The sequence below is a fragment of the Amaricoccus sp. W119 genome (assembly GCF_047275745.1).
Lineage (GTDB): Bacteria > Pseudomonadota > Alphaproteobacteria > Rhodobacterales > Rhodobacteraceae > Amaricoccus.
In genome coordinates this window covers 30,627-47,689 of sequence record NZ_JBKQWU010000008.1, presented here as the reverse complement: position 1 = coordinate 47,689, position 17,063 = coordinate 30,627, and the positions used below count along the sequence as shown (strand labels likewise).

Below are 17,063 nucleotides of genomic sequence, written 5' to 3'. Positions count from 1 at the left end.
CAAGTGCGAAACAGATTCCGCGGGTGCGACACGGGCCGCCGCCGAGCCCCGAAAAGACCCGCCGCGAATACCAGATGCCAGAGGACTTCCGAGAGATGAACCAAGCCGCCAGCGCCGCCGCGACCGAAGAGATCATCCTGCCGAGCTTGCGCGCCGACTGCGCCGAGGCGGTCGAGGCCGCCGATCGCGTGCTGGCCGCCGCCCGCGCGACGCTGGGCGCGCGGGTGAGCACGGGCGGCAAGATCTCCAACAAGGCGCTGGAAGCCGATCAGTTCGCCGCGCACAGCCTGTCCTGGATCGCCACCTATGTGGAAAGCCTGCGGCAGATGCGCGCCTGGGCGGAAAGGCTTGACGATCAGGGCGCGCTCGGGGAGACCGAGAGCCTCATCCTCCAGATCGCCTTCGGCGAATACCTGAGCCAGCTCGCGGGCGGCATTCCGATGTCGCAGGGCGAAATGGCGCGGCCCTCCGACCTCGGGCTCTCGGCGGCGGAGACCGCGCCGCTCGACGCCGAGGCGGTGGCACGGCTTCGCCGCGGCGGCAACAGCGACGCGGCGCGGGCGCGCCTCGTGGAGCTGATGATGGCCGGGCACGGCGCGGCGACCTTCGGCGCCACCGGGCTCGACGACGAATTCGAGATGGTGCGCGACCACTTCCGCCGTTTCGCCGAGGACAAGGTCGTTCCGAACGCCCATGAATGGCATTTGAAGGACGAGCTCATCCCGATCGAGATTCTTCAGGAGATGGGCGAACTCGGCGTCTTCGGCCTGACGATCCCGGAGGAATACGGCGGCGCGGGTATGTCGAAGACGGCGATGTGCGTCGTCTCGGAGGAACTCTCGCGCGGCTATATCGGGGTCGGTTCGCTCGGCACCCGGTCCGAGATCGCGGCCGAACTGATCCTCGGAGGCGGCACCGAGGAGCAGAAGAAGGAGTGGCTGCCGAAGATCGCCTCGGCCGAGATCCTGCCGACCGCGGTCTTCACCGAGCCCAACACCGGCTCCGACCTCGGCAGCCTGCGCACCCGCGCGGTGAAGGAGGGCGATGAATGGGTCGTCAGCGGCAACAAGACGTGGATCACTCACGCGGCCCGCGCCGATGTGATGACGCTGCTGGTTCGGACCGATCCCTCGACGACGGATTATTCCGGTCTCTCGATGCTGCTCGCGCCGAAGCCGCGCGGCACCGAGGGCGATGACTTCCCCGCCGAGGGCATGACCGGCGGCGAGATCGAGGTGCTGGGTTACCGCGGCATGAAGGAATTCGAGCTCGGCTTCGACGGGTTCAGGGTGCCGGCGGCGAACCTGCTCGGCGGCGTCGAGGGGCAGGGCTTCAAGCAGCTGATGCAGACCTTCGAGAGCGCCCGCATCCAGACCGCCGCCCGCGCGATCGGGGTCGCGCAATGCGCGCTGGAACTCGGGCTCCGCTACGCCGAGGAACGCAAGCAGTTCGGCAAGTCGCTGATCGCCTTCCCGCGCGTCTACGGCAAGCTCGCGATGATGGCGGTGGAGATCATGATCGCCCGCCAGCTCTCCTATCACGCCGCGCGCGAAAAGGACGAGGGCCGGCGCTGCGACCTCGAAGCCGGCATGGCGAAGCTGCTGGGCGCCCGCGTGGCCTGGGCCGCGGCCGACAACGCGCTGCAGATCCACGGCGGCAACGGGTTCGCGCTCGAATACCAGATCAGCCGCGTGCTCTGCGACGCGCGCATCCTGAACATCTTCGAGGGCGCGGCGGAGATTCAGGCGCAGGTGATCGCGCGGCGTCTTCTGGAAAGCCGGAACTGATGGCGGCCCGGAGCGTGTTGGCAAGGGTCGGCGGTGCCATCGCGCCGCTCCTTCTCGGCGCCTGCGTGGTGATCGCGCAGCCAACGGCAGAGGTGCCGCGTGACAACTGGCTTCTCCCGGGCACGAGCTGGAAGCTCGTGGAACTGAATGGCGCGCCTTTCGAGGCGAATGCCGTGGCGACATTGACCGAGGATGGCCGGATCACCGGGCAGGGGCCCTGCAACAGTTTCAACGCCGCCTTCACCGGGACCTGGCCGGATATCGCATTCGAGCCGATCCCTCGGACGCGGCGGGCCTGCCCGGATCGCGACGCGGAGGATGCGTTCCTCGCCGCGATGGAACGGGTGAACCGGGGCGAGATGCTGAGCGACGCGATGCTGCTGACCGGCCCGGAGACGAGCCTGCGGCTCGTCAAGATCGCGGCTCTCCCGGAGTAGCGGCGCGCGTCCCGGTGCGCTGTCTGGCACGCTCTCCGGCGCGCAGGATGGCCTCCACCGCGCGGTCGCGCGCGGCGGGGAGCCGCTCGCGCGGGAGCGCCGGGCCGAGCCGGGCATCGAGGAAGAATCCCGTCAGCGCGAGACCGGCCCGGAGCGCCTCGTAGTCCCCGGTGGTGGTCCCGTCCCGGATGAAGCCCGGCAGCGGCAGGAGGCGCGCCGCCCAGGGCGCGCCCGCCGCGCGGCTGACCGCGATGCCCGACCGCGGCGAGACATAGATCAGATCCTCCCGCGCGCCCGTCGCCGCGCAGCGCGAGAGGTCGAGCCCGAAGCCGAGCTCGCCGAGCAGCGCCAGTTCCCAGAGTGCGTAGCGTGCCGGCCAGTCCGGCGCGGCGCCGAGGGCACCGACGAGATCGCGGGTGAGCGCGTAGAGTTCCGGATGGGCCGCGCGTTCCGGCAGGCCGACGGCGGTCAGCGCCGCGATCGCCTGCAAGGCCGCGAGGGCCGCGCCATCGTCGAGCAGCCGCGCGGAATGCGCGGTCATCAGGTCGAGGCGGAAGGCGCCGAGATGTTCCTCGATCCGGGCCGACCATTCCGCCGAGACCTCGGCGCCGGGCTGCAGGATCGGCGCCATCCGCCGGCTCGCCCCGCCCCGGACCACGCCGGCGTGACGCCCGTGCGCGGCGGTGAAGACCTCGACGATCGCCGCGGATTCCCCGTGCCGCCGGGCCGAGAGCAGGATGCCTTCGTCGCGCCAGTCCATGCTCAACTCCGTAGGGCGGACTTCTGTCCACCGCGCTCTGACCCACGCCGCCTCGTCGACGGCGTCCGGGCCGCTTCGCGCTTCCCGAAAGACGGGCCCGCGGCCCGCCCTAGAGGCCCGGCTCGTCGAGCAGCGTGCGCGCCGCGCGGTCTTCGATCTCGATGATCCAGAGATCGGGATCGTTCGCGCGCTGCCGGGCGAGCGCCGCGTCCACCGCCGCCTCCGGCCCCTCGGCGAGCACGACCCAGATCCGCTCGCCGCTCATGAGATCGTAACTCCGCTGGAACGCCTTGGCACTCCCGTCCAGTGTCGCACACTTGACGATCACCGCCCCCGCCGTCGGATCGCCCCTGGCGGTCACATAGGCCGGAATGTCGGCGAGTCTCAGCCGCGCGAGATAGGCACGCACCCAGAAATCGGCTGTGAGGCGCGCGCTCAGGTCTCGCCGTCCCGGTAGTCGAGGCCCATTTCCGTGAACCGCTCCGCCTCGTCGAGCCAGTTGGGCCGCACTTTGACGGTGAGAAAGAGATGCGCCTCGCGGCCGAGAAACGCCTTGATCTCTTCCCGCGCGGCCTTGCCGACCGCCTTGATCGTCTCGCCCTTCGGCCCGAGCGCGATCCCCTTGTGGCCGTCGCGCGCGACATAGATCACCTGGTCGATCCGGACCGACCCGTCCTTGCGCTCCTGCCAGCTCTCGGTCTCGACGGTGAGTTCGTAGGGCAGTTCCTGATGCAGCCGGAGCGTCAGCTTCTCCCGGGTCATCTCGGCCGCGATGAGACGCAGCGGCAGGTCGGCGATCTGGTCCTCGGGATAGAGCCAGGGTCCCTCCGGCACCTGATCCGCGAGCCAGCGGCGCAGATCCTCGACGCCGTGGCCGCGTTCGGCCGAGATCATGAAGGTCGCGGTGAAATCGAAGGCGGCGTTCATCTTCGCGCTCAGGTCGAGCAGGACCTCGGCCTTCACCCGGTCGATCTTGTTGATCGCGAGCGCGACCCGCCGGCCCCTGGGCAACTGGTTCGCGATCGTCTCGATGATCGTCTCCACGCCCTCGGTCAGCCCGCGATGCGCCTCAATGAGCAGGACCACCACATCCGCGTCGGCCGCGCCGCCCCAGGCGGCCTTGACCATCGCGCGGTCGAGACGCCGGCGCGGCCGGAAGAGGCCGGGCGTGTCGATGAAGACGAGCTGCGCGTCGCCCTCGATCGCGATGCCGCGAATGCGGGCGCGGGTCGTCTGCACCTTGTGGGTGACGATCGAGACCTTGGCGCCGACCATCCGGTTCAGGAGCGTGGACTTGCCCGCGTTCGGCTCTCCGATCAGCGCGACGAGCCCGCAGCGTCGTTCGGTCATTGCTCCGCCTCCAGCCGGGCGAGCAGGCTTTCCGCCGCCTTCTGCTGCGCGGCGCGTTTGGACGAGGCCCGACCCTCGGCGGAGCGGCCATCGTCGAGCCGGGCCTCGACGAGAAAGACCGGCGCGTGATCCGGCCCCTCGCGGTCGATGTCGGCATAGACCGGCGGATGCTGGCCGCGCGCCTGCGCCCATTCCTGGAGCGCGGTCTTCGCGTCGCGCCCCTGCGCGCGGGCCTGCGTGATACGCTCGCCCCAGAGCCGGAGGATGAGGTCGCGCGCCGCGTCGAAACCGGCGTCGAGATAGACCGCGGCGATCACCGCCTCCATCGCATCGCCGAGCAGCGCCATCTTCCGCCGCCCGCCCGAGATCATCTCCGAGCGTCCGAGCCGCAGCGCCGCGCCGATATCGACCTCCGCCGCGACCTCGGCGCAGGTCTCCTTGCGCACGAGCGCGTTGAGCCGCGGCGCCAGGTCGCCCTCGTCGGCGCCCGGGTCGCGCGTCAGCAGCGCCTCGGCGATCACGAGGCCGAGCACGCGGTCGCCGAGAAACTCCAGCCGCTGGTTGTCGGTCGGCCCCATGACCGAGGAATGGGTGAGCGCCTCGATGAGCAGGTCGGGCGTCTTGAAGTGATGGCCGAGCCGTTCCGCCGCCGCGGCCATCTGCTGGCTCAGCTTCATTCGATCGCCTTGAAGAACCGGTCCGGACGCCAGGTCCAGAAGGCGAGCATCGAGGACCCGGCGGAGGAGAAGATGACCCGGTCGGCCCGGCCGATCAGATTCTCGAACGGCACGAGCCCGACGCCGCCCGCCGAGCGCGGGAAGCGGGAATCCATCGAATTGTCGCGGTTGTCGCCCATGAAGAAGAACTCGTCCTCGGGCACGGTGAAGGCGGGGGTATTGTCGCCAAAGCCGGTCTCGATGTCGAGGATCGCATGCTGGACGCCATCGGGCAGCGTTTCGAGATACTGGTCGGCGTCGCAGTCGCCGCCGGGCGCCACGGGGCGGTTCTTGCACCGCGGCATGTTGGCCATCGGCCCCTGCGGCTCGTTGACCTCCGTGAAGGTGCCGTCCGGGGTGACGGGAAGTTCCTCGCCGTTGATGTGGAGCCGGCCCTCGATCATCTGGATCGTGTCGCCCGGAAGGCCGACCAGCCGCTTGATGTAGTCGGTGCCGTTGGTCGGGTGCTTGAAGACGACGACATCGCCGCGCGCCGGCTCCCGCGCGAGGATGCGCCCGCTGATCGGGCAGATGCCGAAGGGGCAGGAATACTGCGAATAGCCATAGGCCATCTTGTTCACGAAGAGGAAGTCGCCGATCAGCAGCGTCGGCTTCATCGAACCGGACGGAATCCAGAACGGTTGGAAGAACAGCGTCCGGATCACCCCCGCGAGCAGGAGCGCATAGACGATTGTCTTGACCAGTTCGAGAAATCCGCCCTTGGCCTTGGTTTTCGCCGCCATGCCCTGCCTTCCGATCCCAGCCCGCGCGCAACTCGGCCTTGTCGCGCCTCGGCCGGGGCCTGTCAAGGCAAGGGCGGGAGGGCCGAACGGGGCGCAAGCGCCGACCGGACACCGAGCCGGGCCATGTCCCCCACCGCGACCGCCGCTCGTCTCCTGAGCGCGGCGCGCATTCGCGGAGGTGCTCCGCTCGGCCGTGCTGGCTGTACAAATGCGTCGGAATCGCTGTATCTTCGCGTCACGCCGGGGATGCGGTGGGGGGACGCGGACATGACGAACGTCGGCCGGCTCAAGGTCGCCTTCATTCTCGCGCGGCGGTTCACGCTCTGCGCCTATGCGAACTTCGTCGACGTGCTGAGGCTCGCCGCCGACGAAGGCGACCGCTCGCGGCCTATCCTGTGCTCCTGGAAGATCGTCGCGGCGGACAGAGAGCCGATCGTGTCGAGCTGCGGCGTCGCGGTCCAGGCGGAGGAACCGCTCGGCGACCCTTCCCGTTTCGACTATGTGGTGGTCGTGGGCGGGCTGGTCGAGAGATCGAGAAGTTGCATCCCGACGCGACGCGCTTCCTCGAACGGGCCGGCGCGGCGGGTGTGCCGCTGGTCGGCGTCTGCACCGGCGCCTTCATCCTGCATCGCGCCGGGCTGATGCACGGCTACCGCGCCTGCGTGAGCTGGTTCCATCACGAGGATTTCCTGGAGCATTTCGAAGGGCTGGAACCGGTCTCGGACCAGATCTTCGTCGTGGACCGCGACCGGCTGACCTGTTCCGGCGGCGTTTCCTCGGCGCATCTCGCAGCCTTCATCGTCGAGCGGCACCTGGGGCGGGCGCGCGCGGCGAAGAGCCTGCGGATCATGATGATCGACGAGGCGATGGCGGCGGAGGAGCCGCAGCCCGGCCTGCCGCTGTCGCTCGCGACCGACGATCCGCTGGCGCGCCGGGCGCTCCTGCTCATGCGGCAGTCGATCGACGCGCCGCTGTCGATCGCCCGACTGGTCGATCGCCTCGGTGTCGGCCGCAGGAAGCTGGAACGGCATTTCCGCGAGGCGCTCGGCATGACCCCGCTCGAAGCCGACCGCCTCATCCGGGTCGAACATGCCAAGCATCTCCTGCGGACGACCGCGCGGTCGGCGACCCGGATCGCCACCGATACGGGCTTCTGCGATCTTCCGCACCTGATCCGGGTGTTCCGGGCGGCGGAGGGAACCACGCCCGAAGCCTACCGCCGTGCGCGCGGAGGAGCGGCGCCGGGAGAAGCTCCGGGCGAGGCGGATGCCCGCGTGCAGCCGCGGCGACGGGTTCCGGCACCGGGGCGCGATCCGACCGCGGCCTGAGCCACGCCGCGCGACGGGTGGCCTCGCGGATCGGGGGGGCCACCGCCATCGGGATAATTTTACGCGATTCATCAGTGATTAAGGAAGATCCCGTTAGGTAAACGGGTGTCGAGTGTGAGGAGTGCCCCATGGATCAGCCCGCGTCGGATTTCATTCGCTTTCCAGGAGCGCTCGCCGACGAGGCGTATCAGCGGCGACTGGCGGAACTGGGCGCTACCCGGCTCGAGGCCCGGGCGCGGATCAGGTTCGCCGTCGCCCGCGCCCTGGCGCAGGGACGGCTCTATTTCCACTACCAGCCGGTGGTCCGCGCCGATAACCCGGGTTTCGTCGCCTTCCACGAGATGCTGGCGCGGGTGCGGCTGCCCGACGGCAACGTGCTGGCCGCGGGCGCCTTCCTGCCCATGGTCGGAGAGGGTGAACTCGGCCGCGAGATCGACCGGCTCGCGCTCTCGCAGGCGCTGACGGCGCTCGCCGAGAACCCCCGGCTGCGGCTTTCGATCAACATCTCGCCCCGGACGATGGGGGACACCGACTGGCTGGCGTTCCTGGCCGACGAGACGCGGCGGCAGGTGACCGGGCGGCTCATCCTGGAAGTGACCGAGGACGCGGCGATCGCGGATGTGGGTCAGGTCAAGGATTTCATCGCCCACACGCGGACCTTCGGCTGCTCCTTCGCGCTCGATGATTTCGGCGCGGGCGCGACGGGTTTCCGGCATTTCCGTGAACTTCGCTTCGATCTCGTGAAACTCGACGGCGATTTCGTCAACGGCGTCCATGCCGCCCGCGACGCGCAGGTACTGGTCGAGTGCCTCGCCGCGGTCTCGCGGCATTTCGAGATGATGATGGTGGCGGAGCGCGTGGAGGACCCGGCCGATGCCGACTGGCTGCGCGGCCAGGGCGTGGACTGTTTCCAGGGCTATCTCTACGGCCGTCCCGCGGAACAGCCGGAGTTCCCGTCCCGCGCGGTCGAGCGGCGCGCGGTCGGCTGACCCCCGCAGGGCCCATTCAGGCGTCCGGAGGCATCATTCCCGCGCGCGGAGCACGCGCGCGGGTCTCGCGCGCAGCGGGCGAAGCGCGAAGGCGAGACCGGCGAGAAGGCTCGCCAGCGCCCCGATCGTGACGATCAGGACGGCCGAGCCGGGAGCGAAGACATAATCCGCCTCCAGGACCCGCGTCGTCACCCACCAGCCCGCTCCGAGCCCGGCGAGCGCGGCGACGGTTCCGGCGGCGAGCCCGACGAGCGCGGAACGCAGCGCGAAACTCGCCAGCACATGCGCCCGCGTCGCGCCCAGTGTCTTCAGCACCGCCGATTCATAGATCCGCGCCCGCTGTCCCGTGGCCGCCGCGCCGATCAGCACGATGATCCCGGTCAGGAGTGTCGCGCCCGCGCCCCATCGGGTCGCGGCGGAGATCGAGCGCAGCGCGTCGGAGGCCTGGTTGACCGCCTCACGCACGCTGATCGCCGTGATATTGGGCGCATCCTCGGTGACGGCGCGCAGGAACGACGCCTCGGACCCCGGCTCGGCGTAGACCGTGGCGATATTGCTGTGCGGCGCCCCGGCGAGCGCGGCGGGGTTGACGATCATCAGGAAGTTGATGCCCATCGAGCGGAAATCCACGTTCCGCAGGCTGGTGATCGTCGCCGTGAGATCGCGGCCGAGCACGTTCACGGTGACCTCGTCGCCGAGTTTCAGGCCAAGCTCACGCGCTTCCTCCTCGGCGAAGCTCATGACCGGCGCGCCTGAATAATCCTCGGGCCACCACGTCCCTTCGGTGAGCGTGGTGGAGGGCGGCGGCGTCGCGGCGTAGGTCACGCCTCGGTCACCCGAGAGCGCCCAGTGCCCGTGGCCGACCGCCTCGCGCGCGTTGACGCCGTTGATCCTGGTGATGACGCCGCGCAGCATCGGCGCGGTTTCGACGCGCTCGACACCCGCCTCGGCCTCGGCCTTGGCGACGAAGCCGGGGAGCTGGTCGTCCTGGATATCGACGAAGAAGAAGGCGGGCGCGCGTTCGGGAAGTTCGGAGGCGACCAGATGGCGCATGTTGTAGTCGATCTGCCCGATCCCCGCGAGAACCGCGAGGCCGAGTCCGAGCGAGAGCACCACCGCCGCGGTCTCGCCCGAGGGGCCGCCCAGCGAGGCGAGCGCCCAGCGGAGCGCGGGCCGCCGCTCGACCATCCGGCTGCGTCCGACGGAGCGGACGAAGCGCCGGAACCCGAGCGCGGTCAGAAACAGCAGCGCCAGCGCGAAGATGACGCCGCCGACGGTCATGAGCGCGAGTTCCGGGTCGCCCGAGAGCCGGACCGCGAGCGCGATGAGGAGCCCGGTCAGCCCGAGGATGGCCGCGATGAAGACGGGCGCGGGCCAGCGCGGCTCGGTCTCGATCTGCCGGAACAGTTCGGCGGCGCGGATGTCGCGCGCACGGGCGAGCGGCCAGAGCGTGAAGATGAGCGCGGTCAGCCCGCCGTAGACCGCCGCCTCGATGAGCGGGCGGGGATAGAGCGCGAAGGCCGCGGGCATCGGCAACCGGCTCTCTATGAGCGGCGCCGCGATGAGCGGCGCGCTCGCGCCCAGGATCAGCCCGAGCGCGATACCGAGCGCCGAGACGATGCCGAACCGGAAGAGATAGACGAGAAAGACGGTGTTGCCGTCCGCGCCCAGCGTACGCAGCGTCGCGATGGTCGGCTTCTTGCCGTCGAGATGTCCGCGCACCGCGGCGCCGACGCCGACGCCGCCGACCGCGAGCCCGGCGAGGCCGATCAGCACGAGGAAGGAGCCGAGACGGTCCACGAAACGCTGCAGGCTCGGAGTCGCGTTGCGCCGGTCGCGCCATTGCATGCCGTCGTCCCCGAAGGCCGCCCGCGCGGCGTCGCGCAGCGCGCCGAGATCGGCGTCGGGCGGCAGGCTCAGCCGGTATTCGCTATCGAAGAGCGACCCTTCGCTCAGAAGCCCGCTCTCCTTGAGGTCCGCCCGTCGCACGATCACCCGCGGCCCGAGCGTGAAGCCGCTCGCCGAACTGTCGGGTTCTGAGATCATCCGTCCGGCGATCCGGAACCTCTGGATGCCCAGCGTCACCACATCGCCGGGTTCGAGACCCAGCCGGTCGAGCAGCAGGCCATGCGCCACCATGCCGGGCAGGTCGTCGCGCGTTTCGAGGGCTTCCCGCAGCACGCCGCCGCCCTCGATTTCCACCTGCCCCAGCAGGGGGTAGGATTCATCGACGCCCTTGACCTGCACGAGACCGGTCCGCCGTTCCTCGCCCTCGCCGGCCGAGACCATTGAGCGGAAATCGACGATCTCGGACACGTCGATCGCCTGATCCTCCATCCAGGCGCGTTCCGCCTCGGTGGCGAAGCGGTAGGCGAACTCCATTTCCGCGTCGCCGCCGAGGATCGTCGCCGACTCGCGTTCAAGGCCGTTCTCGATCGCGCTTCTGACCGTGCCGATCGCGGCGATCGCCGCGACGCCGAGCGCGAGGCAGGTCAGCAGCACGTAGAAGCCGCGCAGGCCCCCGCGCAGTTCACGTATCGCGAGTTTCCAGGCGAGTGCGATCATTCAGCCGCCTCGGCATATTGTTCCAGCGCGCCATCGCGCAGGCGCAGAATCCGGTCGCAGCGCCGCGCGAGCTCCGGTTCGTGCGTGACGAGCACGAGCGTCGCCCCCCGGCGGTCGCGCAACTCGAAGAGCAGGCGCATGATCGCGTCCCCGGTCGCGCCGTCGAGGTTCCCGGTCGGCTCGTCCGCGAAAAGGATGCGCGGTCGCGTGACAACCGCGCGGGCGAGGGCGACGCGCTGCTGTTCGCCCCCCGAAAGCTGGGCGGGATAATGGTTGTGGCGCGAACTGAGCCCCACCGCGTCGAGTTCCATCGCTGCCAGGCCGAAGGCGTCCCGCACGCCTGCGATCTCGAGCGGGGTCGCCACGTTCTCGATCGCGGTCATCGTCGGGATCAGGTGGAACGACTGGAAGACCACGCCCACATTGCCGCGGCGGAAGCGTGCGAGCGCGGTCTCCCGCATCGCGGTCAGATCCTCCCCGAGCACGCTGATGCTGCCCGAGGTGGCGGCTTCGAGCCCGGCCATCAACATCAGGAGCGATGACTTCCCGGAGCCCGACGGACCCACGAGACCGAGCGTCTCGCCGGGTTCAACGATCAGCGAGATGTCCCGAAGGATGTTGACCGGTCCCGCGTTGCCCATGAGGGTGAGTGTGACATTGTCGAGGGCGATTACCGGAGACGGCATGCGGATTTCCTGTTCGGGTCGGCTCGTTCGGCCATATGGTTCCAAGCTTGGATGTTCCAAGTCCGGACCCGGGTTCGGGTCCAGCCTCGGGCTCAGGTTCGGGTTCAGGGTCGGGCCCGGGTTCGGGCGCGGACTCCTGGGCCAGATGCGGATCAACGCCTCGACCGCGTGGATGGTTCTGGGACTCTTTGTCGCAGCGATGTCCATGCTGCCGGTCCAGGCGGCAACTCGAATCATCGCGCTGGGCGATTCGCTGACCGCGGGCTACGGACTGCCGCCCGATGAGGGGTTCGTGCCGAAGCTCGACGCATGGCTCGCCGCGAACGGAGCGGAGGATGTGGAAGTGGTCAACGCCGGCGTCTCGGGCGACACGACGGCGGGAGGGCTCGCGCGGCTCGACTGGACGCTGGGCGAGCCCGCGGATGCGATGATCCTGGAACTCGGGGCGAACGACATGCTGCGCGGCCTCGATCCGGAGGCGGCGCGGGCCAATCTGGACCGGATTCTCGACCGGGTGACCTCCCGGGGCATGCCGGTCCTGCTGGCGGGCGTCCCGGCGATCGGCAATTTCGGGCCGGAGTATCAGGCCAGATTCTCGGCGATGTATTCGGAACTCGCCGCGGAGCACGAGGCGATCCTCTACCCCTCCTTCTTCGCCGGGCTGACCGAGGGCCGGAGCCAGTCGGAGGCGCGCGCGCTCATCCAGGGCGACGGGCTGCACCCGAACGCGGACGGCGTCGATGCGATCGTCGAGGATATCGGGCCGGTGGTGCTGGAACTCGTGGAGCGGGCCCAGAGCAGATAGGGGAGCGCATAGGGGAACAGATCAAGGACCGAAACCGGGTCGCCGGTTTCGGCCAGTCGTGATCCGGACAGGCCGCGCTCACCAGAGCGGGCGCCGGATTTCCTGTTCCACCTCGGCGCGGGTCACCCCGATATCGCGCAGCATCCGGTCATCGAGCGTCTCGAGGGTCCGGCGCTGCCGGTACCGGGCATCGAGGGCCACGAGCCAGTCCAGGATGCCGCGCACCGACGGACGCGGCCAGGGCTGGTGGACGGCGCACTGTTCGTTCGTACGGGCATACATGGGTTTTCTCCATCAGGTAATGTGAAGGGTTACTTCGGCTGCATCACCGTGCTTGATGTTTACCCGAGTCGGAGGCATATTGATAACGAATATATGTGGCGCGACCCATCACGGAGATTGATATGGCAAGGAACCTCGATCTGACCGCGCTGCGCTCCTTCGCCACCGTCGCGGACGCGGGCGGTGTCACGCGCGCGGCGTCGCAGCTGAACCTCACGCAATCGGCCGTCTCGATGCAGTTGAAGCGGCTGGAGGAGCAGCTTGGCCTCTCGCTGCTCGACCGCGGCCAGCGGCAGGTCACGCTCACCGCCGAGGGGGAGCAGCTTCTCGGCTATGCGCGCCGGATTCTCGCGCTGAACGACGAGGCCTGGGGCCGGATGACCAACCCCGCCTTCGAGGGCGAACTGACCCTGGGCGTGCCCCAGGATATCATGTATCCCTACGTCCCGCGGGTGCTGCGCCATTTCGCGCAGGACTATCCCCGCGTGAAGGTCCTGCTGCAGTCCGATCTGACGGTCGAACTCAAGGACCGGTTCGCCCGGTCGGAACTCGACCTCATCCTGACGACGGAGGAGACCCTCGACCCCGGGGGAGAAACGCTGGCGCGGCAGGCGCTGGTCTGGGCCGGCGCGCGGGGCGGGCAGGTCTGGCGGTCGCGGCCGGTCCGGTTCGGCTCGACCTCGCGCTGCGTCTTCCGCCGCTCGGTGATCGACGCGCTGGAAGCGGCGGGGGTGGACTGGGAACTCGTGGTCGACTCGCTGTCCTGCCAGGCCGTCGAGGTGAGCGTCGCCGCCGATCTGGCGATCTTCGCCCAGCTCGAAGGCGCGATCCCGGAACGGTGCGAGGTGATCCGGCACGGTGGCGCGCTGCCGGATCTGCCGGATTATCTGATCAACATGTATGTGCGCTCGACCGGTCCCCGCGCGGCGCTGGCGCGGGAACTCGCCTGCTCGCTGCGCCAGTCCTTCTCCGCGTCGACCGCGCCGCGCCTCGCCGCCGAGTAGGCGCCCCGGTTCGCCGCCGCCTACTGATGCATCAGCGGCCGGTCACCCGCCCGGCGGCGGCTGAGCGCGACGGCGGCCATGACGAGGCCGATATGGCTGAAGGCCTGGGGGAAGTTGCCGAGCATCTCCCCCGTCGCATGATCCACCTCCTCCGAGAGCAGCCCGAGGTCGTTGGCGAGCCCCAGCATCCGCTCGAACAGCGCCTCCGCCTCGTCCATGCGGCCCTGCAGGGCATAGACCTCGACGAGCCAGAAGGAGCAGATGAGGAACACACCCTCGTGGCCTTCGAGCCCGTCGTGCCCATCGGTCTGGTAGCGCAGCAGCAGCCCGTCGCAGGAAAGCTCCCGCTCGATCGCCGCCACCGTTCCGGTCATGCGCGGATCGTTCGGCGGCAGGAAGCCGACGAGCGGCAGGGTCAGGAGGCTCGCATCGACGGTGGTGGAGCCATAATACTGCGTGAAGGCGCCGATCTCCGCGTTGAAGCCCTTCGCGCAGATCTCCGCGTGGATCTCGTCGGCGATCGCCCGGAGCCGGGCGGCCTCCGCGACCTCGCCGCGCGCCTCGGCCCCCTGCGCGCCGCGGTCGAAGCCGACCCAGGCCATCACCTTGGAATAGACGAAATGCTGGCGTGCGCCGCGCACCTCCCAGATGCCCTCGTCGGGCTCGCGCCAGGCCTTCTCCAGAAAGGCCATGACCACGTCGCGATAGGCGCTCTGGCGCGGATGACGCGGCAGCCCGCGCCGCGAGGCGAGCGCCAGCACATCGGCGACCTCGCCATAGACATCGAGCTGGAACTGGTCCGCGGCCGCGTTGCCGACGCGGACCGGTCGCGAGTTCCCGAATCCGGGCAGCCAGTCCACTTCCCATTCCGTGAGCACCCGCTCGCCGCCGAGACCGTACATGATCTGGACCTGGTCGGGCGAGCCCGCCACGGCGCGGATGAGCCAGTCGCGCCAGGCCTGCGCCTCGCGGCGAAGGCCGGTTTCGAGGAAGGCCTGCAGCGTGAAGGCGCTGTCGCGGAGCCAGGAGAACCGGTAGTCCCAGTTGCGTATCCCGCCCATCGTTTCCGGAAGCGAGGTGGTCGCCGCCGCGGCTATTCCGCCGCTCGGGATATAGGTGAGCGCCTTCAGCGTCAGCAGGGAGCGCACCACCGCGTCGCGCCAGGCCGGCCGCATCTTCGGCGGCAGCATGATCCGGTCGGTGAAGGCGTCCCAATAGGCGCGCGTCGTCTCCAGCGCCACGTCCGGATCGACGCGCACCGGTGCGTCGCCGTAGGAGCGGCCATGAACGAGGACGAAGTCGCGGGTCTCGCCCTCGGCGACCTCGAAGACCCCGACCGTATGCAGGTCCTCGCCATGCAGCTCGGCATCGGTGCGCAGGATGAAAGTGTCCGGACCCGCGATCGCGTGCCATTCGTCCCCCTGCCGTTCGACCCAGGGGACGGTGCGTCCGTAGTCGGCGCGGATCGCGAGATCGCATTCCATCTCGACCCGGCCGCGCAGCCCCTCGATCCGGCGCACGATCGCCGCCGTGCCGTTCAGCATCGGCATGAAGTCGAGGACCCGGACCGCGCCGGTTTCCGTCTCGTGCGTGGTCTCGAGGATCATGGTCTGCGGCTCGTAGCGCCGCGACGCCCCGTACGAGCCGGTCGGGCGAATCAGCCAGCGGCCGTTCTTCCGCGTCCCGAGCAGCGCGGCGAAACAGGCCGGTGAATCGAGCCGGGGCCAGCAGAGCCAGTCGATGGACCCGTCCCGCGATATCAGGGCGCATGAGCGGCCATCGGCGATCATTCCGTAATCCGCGATGGCGGTGGGAGCCTCTGCCATTGTCTGTCCCGTCTTGAACTCTTCTTTGAGGCTATTCTGGCCTGAAAGACTCGCGTTCTGGAAGCCCCGCGGCCGATTCGCGCAGGCGCTCCGCGTTACCCGCCTGCGAAAACGGCGGACCTTGGTCGTTCGCGCGTCATTCGTTGTCGCGGGGGGCGCCGTGGCACGGCGCTCCGGCGGTCCCTCGGGACCCGGCATCGCCGGCCGCGTCCGGTTGGCATTTCGAGAATGCGGCGCGAAGTTATTTGCATTTTGCAAAGGAAGTTCGCAAAACGTCACGGCGACGCCCTACGGTGGGAGCCGGTTCGCAGGACTCGCGCGTGGATTGTGGGGCGAGTCGGCTCGCGCGAGAGGTGAAATACCTATGATTGAGCTTTCTGTACGCATGGCGCGTGGTGTGCGAAATGTGGCACGAAACTTGCTTTGACGTTACTGACACAGCCGACGCGGTCGGCGCTGGGCGAATTGATATGACAGGAGCTTGGGATGAGACATCCGGTTGATGTGCACGTCGGGAAACGGGTCCGCCACCGGCGCTGGATGGTGGGTATGACCCAGCAGCAGCTGGGCGATCTGGTCGGAATCAAGTTCCAGCAGATCCAGAAGTACGAAACGGGCATGAACCGGATCAGCGCCTCCCGCCTCTGGGACATCGCGCAGGCGCTCGATGTCTCGATCAGCTTCTTCTTCGAAGGCTTCGAGAGCGAGGAAGCCGCGCACGATGCCGCCCCGGCCGCGGCGGCGGGGGATACCCGCGGCGACCTGCTGGCGGACAAGGAGGCGCTCGAACTCGTCCGATCCTATTATGCGATCCCCGAGGCGCAGCGCCGGCGCCTGTTCGATCTGGCCCGTGTCCTGAGCGACGTGGCCTGAGCGACGTGAGCTGAACTGGCCGCCGCGCCGGCGTTGACGGATTCGGGAGTTCCGGCCTATTCACCCGCGGTGAGAGGCGGAGGGCTCCCGGATGAACGTCGACGCGGAACTGAGGGCCGATCTCAAGGACGATATCTGGGCGACGGCCGAGGCGCTGGCCGATATCGCCGCCGGTGTCTCCCTGACGCAGTTTCGCGCGCCGGAGCTTCGGGCGGAGAACAAGGCGGACAAGGGGTTCGACCCGGTCACCCAGGCCGACCGGGACGCCGAAGCGGCGATGCGGGCCCATCTCGCGCGGCATCGCCCGGGAGACGGCATTCTTGGCGAGGAACTGGGGCCGCGGCCGGGCGAGAGCGGGCTGACATGGGTGCTCGATCCGATCGACGGGACGCGCGCGTTCCTGAGCGGTGCGACGACCTGGGGCACGCTGATCGCGGTCAACGCCGGTGAGGAGCCGCTGATGGGGCTGATCGATCAGCCCTATGTCGGCGAGCGCTTCATGGGCGGGCTGGGGCGCGCGGTGATGCGGCGTGGCGGGACGGAGCGGCCGCTCGCCACGCGCGCCTGCGCAGAGCTTGGCGAGGCGATCCTCTACTCGACCTTCCCGGAGATCGGCACCCCGGCCGAGCGCGCCGGATTCGAGGCGGTGCGCGATCGCGTCAGGCTGACGCGCTATGGTTTCGACTGCTACGCCTACGGGCTGGTCGCGCTCGGGCAGGTCGATCTTGTGATCGAGGCGGGGCTCATGCCATATGACGTCCAGGGGCCGCAGGCGGTGATCGAAGCCGCGGGCGGTGTCATGACCGACTGGCGGGGCGGGCCGGCGCACCGGGGCGGCCGGATCATCGCCGCGGGCGACCCGCGCCTGCACGCCGCCGCGCTGGACCTGCTGGCGGACGTGCCGGACTGAGA

18 protein-coding genes are annotated in these 17,063 nt (G+C 69.3%); 9 read left to right on the top strand and 9 right to left on the bottom strand.

All coding sequences use genetic code 11. The annotated features are described in order from the left end of the window. Positions 1–95 precede the first annotated feature (95 nt). Complete coding sequence (locus ACLJK8_RS06830; RefSeq protein WP_413149357.1) at positions 96–1,787, top strand: acyl-CoA dehydrogenase family protein; 1,692 nt, start codon at positions 96–98, stop codon at positions 1,785–1,787. Further along, positions 1,787–2,224 carry an META domain-containing protein gene (locus tag ACLJK8_RS06825; RefSeq protein ID WP_413149356.1) on the top strand — a complete coding sequence of 146 codons (438 nt, stop codon included), beginning with the start codon at positions 1,787–1,789 and terminating at the stop codon, positions 2,222–2,224. Before ACLJK8_RS06830 ends, ACLJK8_RS06825 begins: the two co-directional genes overlap by 1 nt. Here the strand turns inward: ACLJK8_RS06825 and recO are convergent. The 5 genes from recO to lepB all read right to left on the bottom strand — a co-directional run bounded on the left by recO (position 2,199) and on the right by lepB (position 5,793). Next, complete coding sequence (recO, locus tag ACLJK8_RS06820) at positions 2,199–2,984, bottom strand: DNA repair protein RecO (RefSeq protein WP_413149355.1); 786 nt, start codon at positions 2,982–2,984, stop codon at positions 2,199–2,201. The two genes, ACLJK8_RS06825 and recO, sit on opposite strands and share 26 nt — an antisense overlap. A gap of 109 nt (positions 2,985–3,093) precedes the next feature. Next, entirely contained in the window at positions 3,094–3,423 is a 330-nt protein-coding gene (locus ACLJK8_RS06815; RefSeq protein ID WP_413149431.1) for a DUF1491 family protein, read from the bottom strand. Then, positions 3,420–4,334: a GTPase Era gene (gene era, locus ACLJK8_RS06810; RefSeq protein WP_413149354.1), complete on the bottom strand. Its 915-nt coding sequence runs from the start codon at positions 4,332–4,334 to the stop codon at positions 3,420–3,422. The genes ACLJK8_RS06815 and era overlap by 4 nt, the downstream gene beginning before the upstream one ends. Beyond that, positions 4,331–5,011: a ribonuclease III gene (gene rnc, locus ACLJK8_RS06805; RefSeq protein ID WP_413149353.1), complete on the bottom strand. Its 681-nt coding sequence runs from the start codon at positions 5,009–5,011 to the stop codon at positions 4,331–4,333. Before rnc ends, era begins: the two co-directional genes overlap by 4 nt. Then, positions 5,008–5,793, bottom strand: coding sequence for a signal peptidase I (lepB, locus tag ACLJK8_RS06800; RefSeq protein ID WP_413149352.1), 786 nt, complete (start codon positions 5,791–5,793; stop codon positions 5,008–5,010). The genes rnc and lepB overlap by 4 nt, the downstream gene beginning before the upstream one ends. A gap of 267 nt (positions 5,794–6,060) precedes the next feature. On the opposite strand from lepB, the gene ACLJK8_RS06795 reads away from it, so the two are divergent. From ACLJK8_RS06795 to ACLJK8_RS06785, 3 genes are all read left to right on the top strand, one after another. After that, positions 6,061–6,435: a hypothetical protein gene (locus ACLJK8_RS06795; protein ID WP_413149351.1), complete on the top strand. Its 375-nt coding sequence runs from the start codon at positions 6,061–6,063 to the stop codon at positions 6,433–6,435. Then, complete coding sequence (locus ACLJK8_RS06790) at positions 6,333–7,121, top strand: GlxA family transcriptional regulator (protein WP_413149350.1); 789 nt, start codon at positions 6,333–6,335, stop codon at positions 7,119–7,121. The genes ACLJK8_RS06795 and ACLJK8_RS06790 overlap by 103 nt, the downstream gene beginning before the upstream one ends. A 128-nt stretch (positions 7,122–7,249) precedes the next feature. Further along, positions 7,250–8,110 (top strand): EAL domain-containing protein, encoded by an 861-nt coding sequence (locus ACLJK8_RS06785; RefSeq protein ID WP_413149349.1) that lies wholly within the window; start codon positions 7,250–7,252, stop codon positions 8,108–8,110. Positions 8,111–8,143: 33 nt separating this feature from the next. Here the strand turns inward: ACLJK8_RS06785 and ACLJK8_RS06780 are convergent, their stop codons facing one another. Continuing rightward, on the bottom strand, positions 8,144–10,675 hold the full coding sequence (locus ACLJK8_RS06780; protein WP_413149348.1) for an ABC transporter permease: 2,532 nt from the start codon (positions 10,673–10,675) through the stop codon (positions 8,144–8,146). Beyond that, the gene (locus ACLJK8_RS06775; protein WP_413149347.1) at positions 10,672–11,361 is read right to left on the bottom strand and encodes an ABC transporter ATP-binding protein; all 690 of its coding nucleotides are present in this window, start codon (positions 11,359–11,361) and stop codon (positions 10,672–10,674) included. Before ACLJK8_RS06775 ends, ACLJK8_RS06780 begins: the two co-directional genes overlap by 4 nt. A 145-nt stretch (positions 11,362–11,506) precedes the next feature. On the opposite strand from ACLJK8_RS06775, the gene ACLJK8_RS06770 reads away from it, so the two are divergent. After that, the gene (locus tag ACLJK8_RS06770; RefSeq protein WP_413149346.1) at positions 11,507–12,166 is read left to right on the top strand and encodes an arylesterase; all 660 of its coding nucleotides are present in this window, start codon (positions 11,507–11,509) and stop codon (positions 12,164–12,166) included. A 78-nt stretch (positions 12,167–12,244) separates the two neighbouring features. On the opposite strand, the gene ACLJK8_RS06765 is transcribed toward ACLJK8_RS06770, so the two are convergent. After that, a complete protein-coding gene (locus ACLJK8_RS06765; RefSeq protein ID WP_413149345.1) occupies positions 12,245–12,448 on the bottom strand; it encodes a DUF1127 domain-containing protein in 204 nt (67 codons plus the stop codon). Between the two features lie 122 nt (positions 12,449–12,570). On the opposite strand from ACLJK8_RS06765, the gene ACLJK8_RS06760 reads away from it, so the two are divergent. Next, positions 12,571–13,452, top strand: coding sequence for a LysR family transcriptional regulator (locus tag ACLJK8_RS06760; protein WP_413149344.1), 882 nt, complete (start codon positions 12,571–12,573; stop codon positions 13,450–13,452). A gap of 20 nt (positions 13,453–13,472) precedes the next feature. On the opposite strand, the gene ACLJK8_RS06755 is transcribed toward ACLJK8_RS06760, so the two are convergent. After that, positions 13,473–15,278, bottom strand: coding sequence for a glycoside hydrolase family 15 protein (locus tag ACLJK8_RS06755; protein WP_413149343.1), 1,806 nt, complete (start codon positions 15,276–15,278; stop codon positions 13,473–13,475). Between the two features lie 486 nt (positions 15,279–15,764). Here ACLJK8_RS06755 and ACLJK8_RS06750 point away from each other — a divergent pair, with 486 nt between their 5' ends. Continuing rightward, on the top strand, positions 15,765–16,151 hold the full coding sequence (locus ACLJK8_RS06750; protein WP_413149342.1) for a helix-turn-helix domain-containing protein: 387 nt from the start codon (positions 15,765–15,767) through the stop codon (positions 16,149–16,151). 91 nt (positions 16,152–16,242) lie between these two features. Then, a complete protein-coding gene (gene hisN / locus ACLJK8_RS06745) occupies positions 16,243–17,061 on the top strand; it encodes a histidinol-phosphatase (RefSeq protein ID WP_413149341.1) in 819 nt (272 codons plus the stop codon). Positions 17,062–17,063: the final 2 nt, after the last annotated feature.

What these genes read in the sequence shown, in the direction of transcription:
- ACLJK8_RS06780 (WP_413149348.1), bottom strand. Translation starts at nt 10,675, where the DNA reads ATGATCGCACTCGCCTGGAAACTCGCGATACGTGAACTGCGCGGGGGC.
- recO (WP_413149355.1), bottom strand. Translation starts at nt 2,984, where the DNA reads ATGGACTGGCGCGACGAAGGCATCCTGCTCTCGGCCCGGCGGCACGGG.
- ACLJK8_RS06760 (WP_413149344.1), top strand. Translation starts at nt 12,571, where the DNA reads ATGGCAAGGAACCTCGATCTGACCGCGCTGCGCTCCTTCGCCACCGTC.
- lepB (WP_413149352.1), bottom strand. Translation starts at nt 5,793, where the DNA reads ATGGCGGCGAAAACCAAGGCCAAGGGCGGATTTCTCGAACTGGTCAAG.
- ACLJK8_RS06765 (WP_413149345.1), bottom strand. Translation starts at nt 12,448, where the DNA reads ATGTATGCCCGTACGAACGAACAGTGCGCCGTCCACCAGCCCTGGCCG.
- era (WP_413149354.1), bottom strand. Translation starts at nt 4,334, where the DNA reads ATGACCGAACGACGCTGCGGGCTCGTCGCGCTGATCGGAGAGCCGAAC.
- ACLJK8_RS06825 (WP_413149356.1), top strand. Translation starts at nt 1,787, where the DNA reads ATGGCGGCCCGGAGCGTGTTGGCAAGGGTCGGCGGTGCCATCGCGCCG.
- rnc (WP_413149353.1), bottom strand. Translation starts at nt 5,011, where the DNA reads ATGAAGCTGAGCCAGCAGATGGCCGCGGCGGCGGAACGGCTCGGCCAT.
- ACLJK8_RS06830 (WP_413149357.1), top strand. Translation starts at nt 96, where the DNA reads ATGAACCAAGCCGCCAGCGCCGCCGCGACCGAAGAGATCATCCTGCCG.
- ACLJK8_RS06775 (WP_413149347.1), bottom strand. Translation starts at nt 11,361, where the DNA reads ATGCCGTCTCCGGTAATCGCCCTCGACAATGTCACACTCACCCTCATG.
- ACLJK8_RS06795 (WP_413149351.1), top strand. Translation starts at nt 6,061, where the DNA reads ATGACGAACGTCGGCCGGCTCAAGGTCGCCTTCATTCTCGCGCGGCGG.
- ACLJK8_RS06755 (WP_413149343.1), bottom strand. Translation starts at nt 15,278, where the DNA reads ATGGCAGAGGCTCCCACCGCCATCGCGGATTACGGAATGATCGCCGAT.
- ACLJK8_RS06770 (WP_413149346.1), top strand. Translation starts at nt 11,507, where the DNA reads ATGCGGATCAACGCCTCGACCGCGTGGATGGTTCTGGGACTCTTTGTC.
- hisN (WP_413149341.1), top strand. Translation starts at nt 16,243, where the DNA reads ATGAACGTCGACGCGGAACTGAGGGCCGATCTCAAGGACGATATCTGG.
- ACLJK8_RS06785 (WP_413149349.1), top strand. Translation starts at nt 7,250, where the DNA reads ATGGATCAGCCCGCGTCGGATTTCATTCGCTTTCCAGGAGCGCTCGCC.
- ACLJK8_RS06750 (WP_413149342.1), top strand. Translation starts at nt 15,765, where the DNA reads ATGAGACATCCGGTTGATGTGCACGTCGGGAAACGGGTCCGCCACCGG.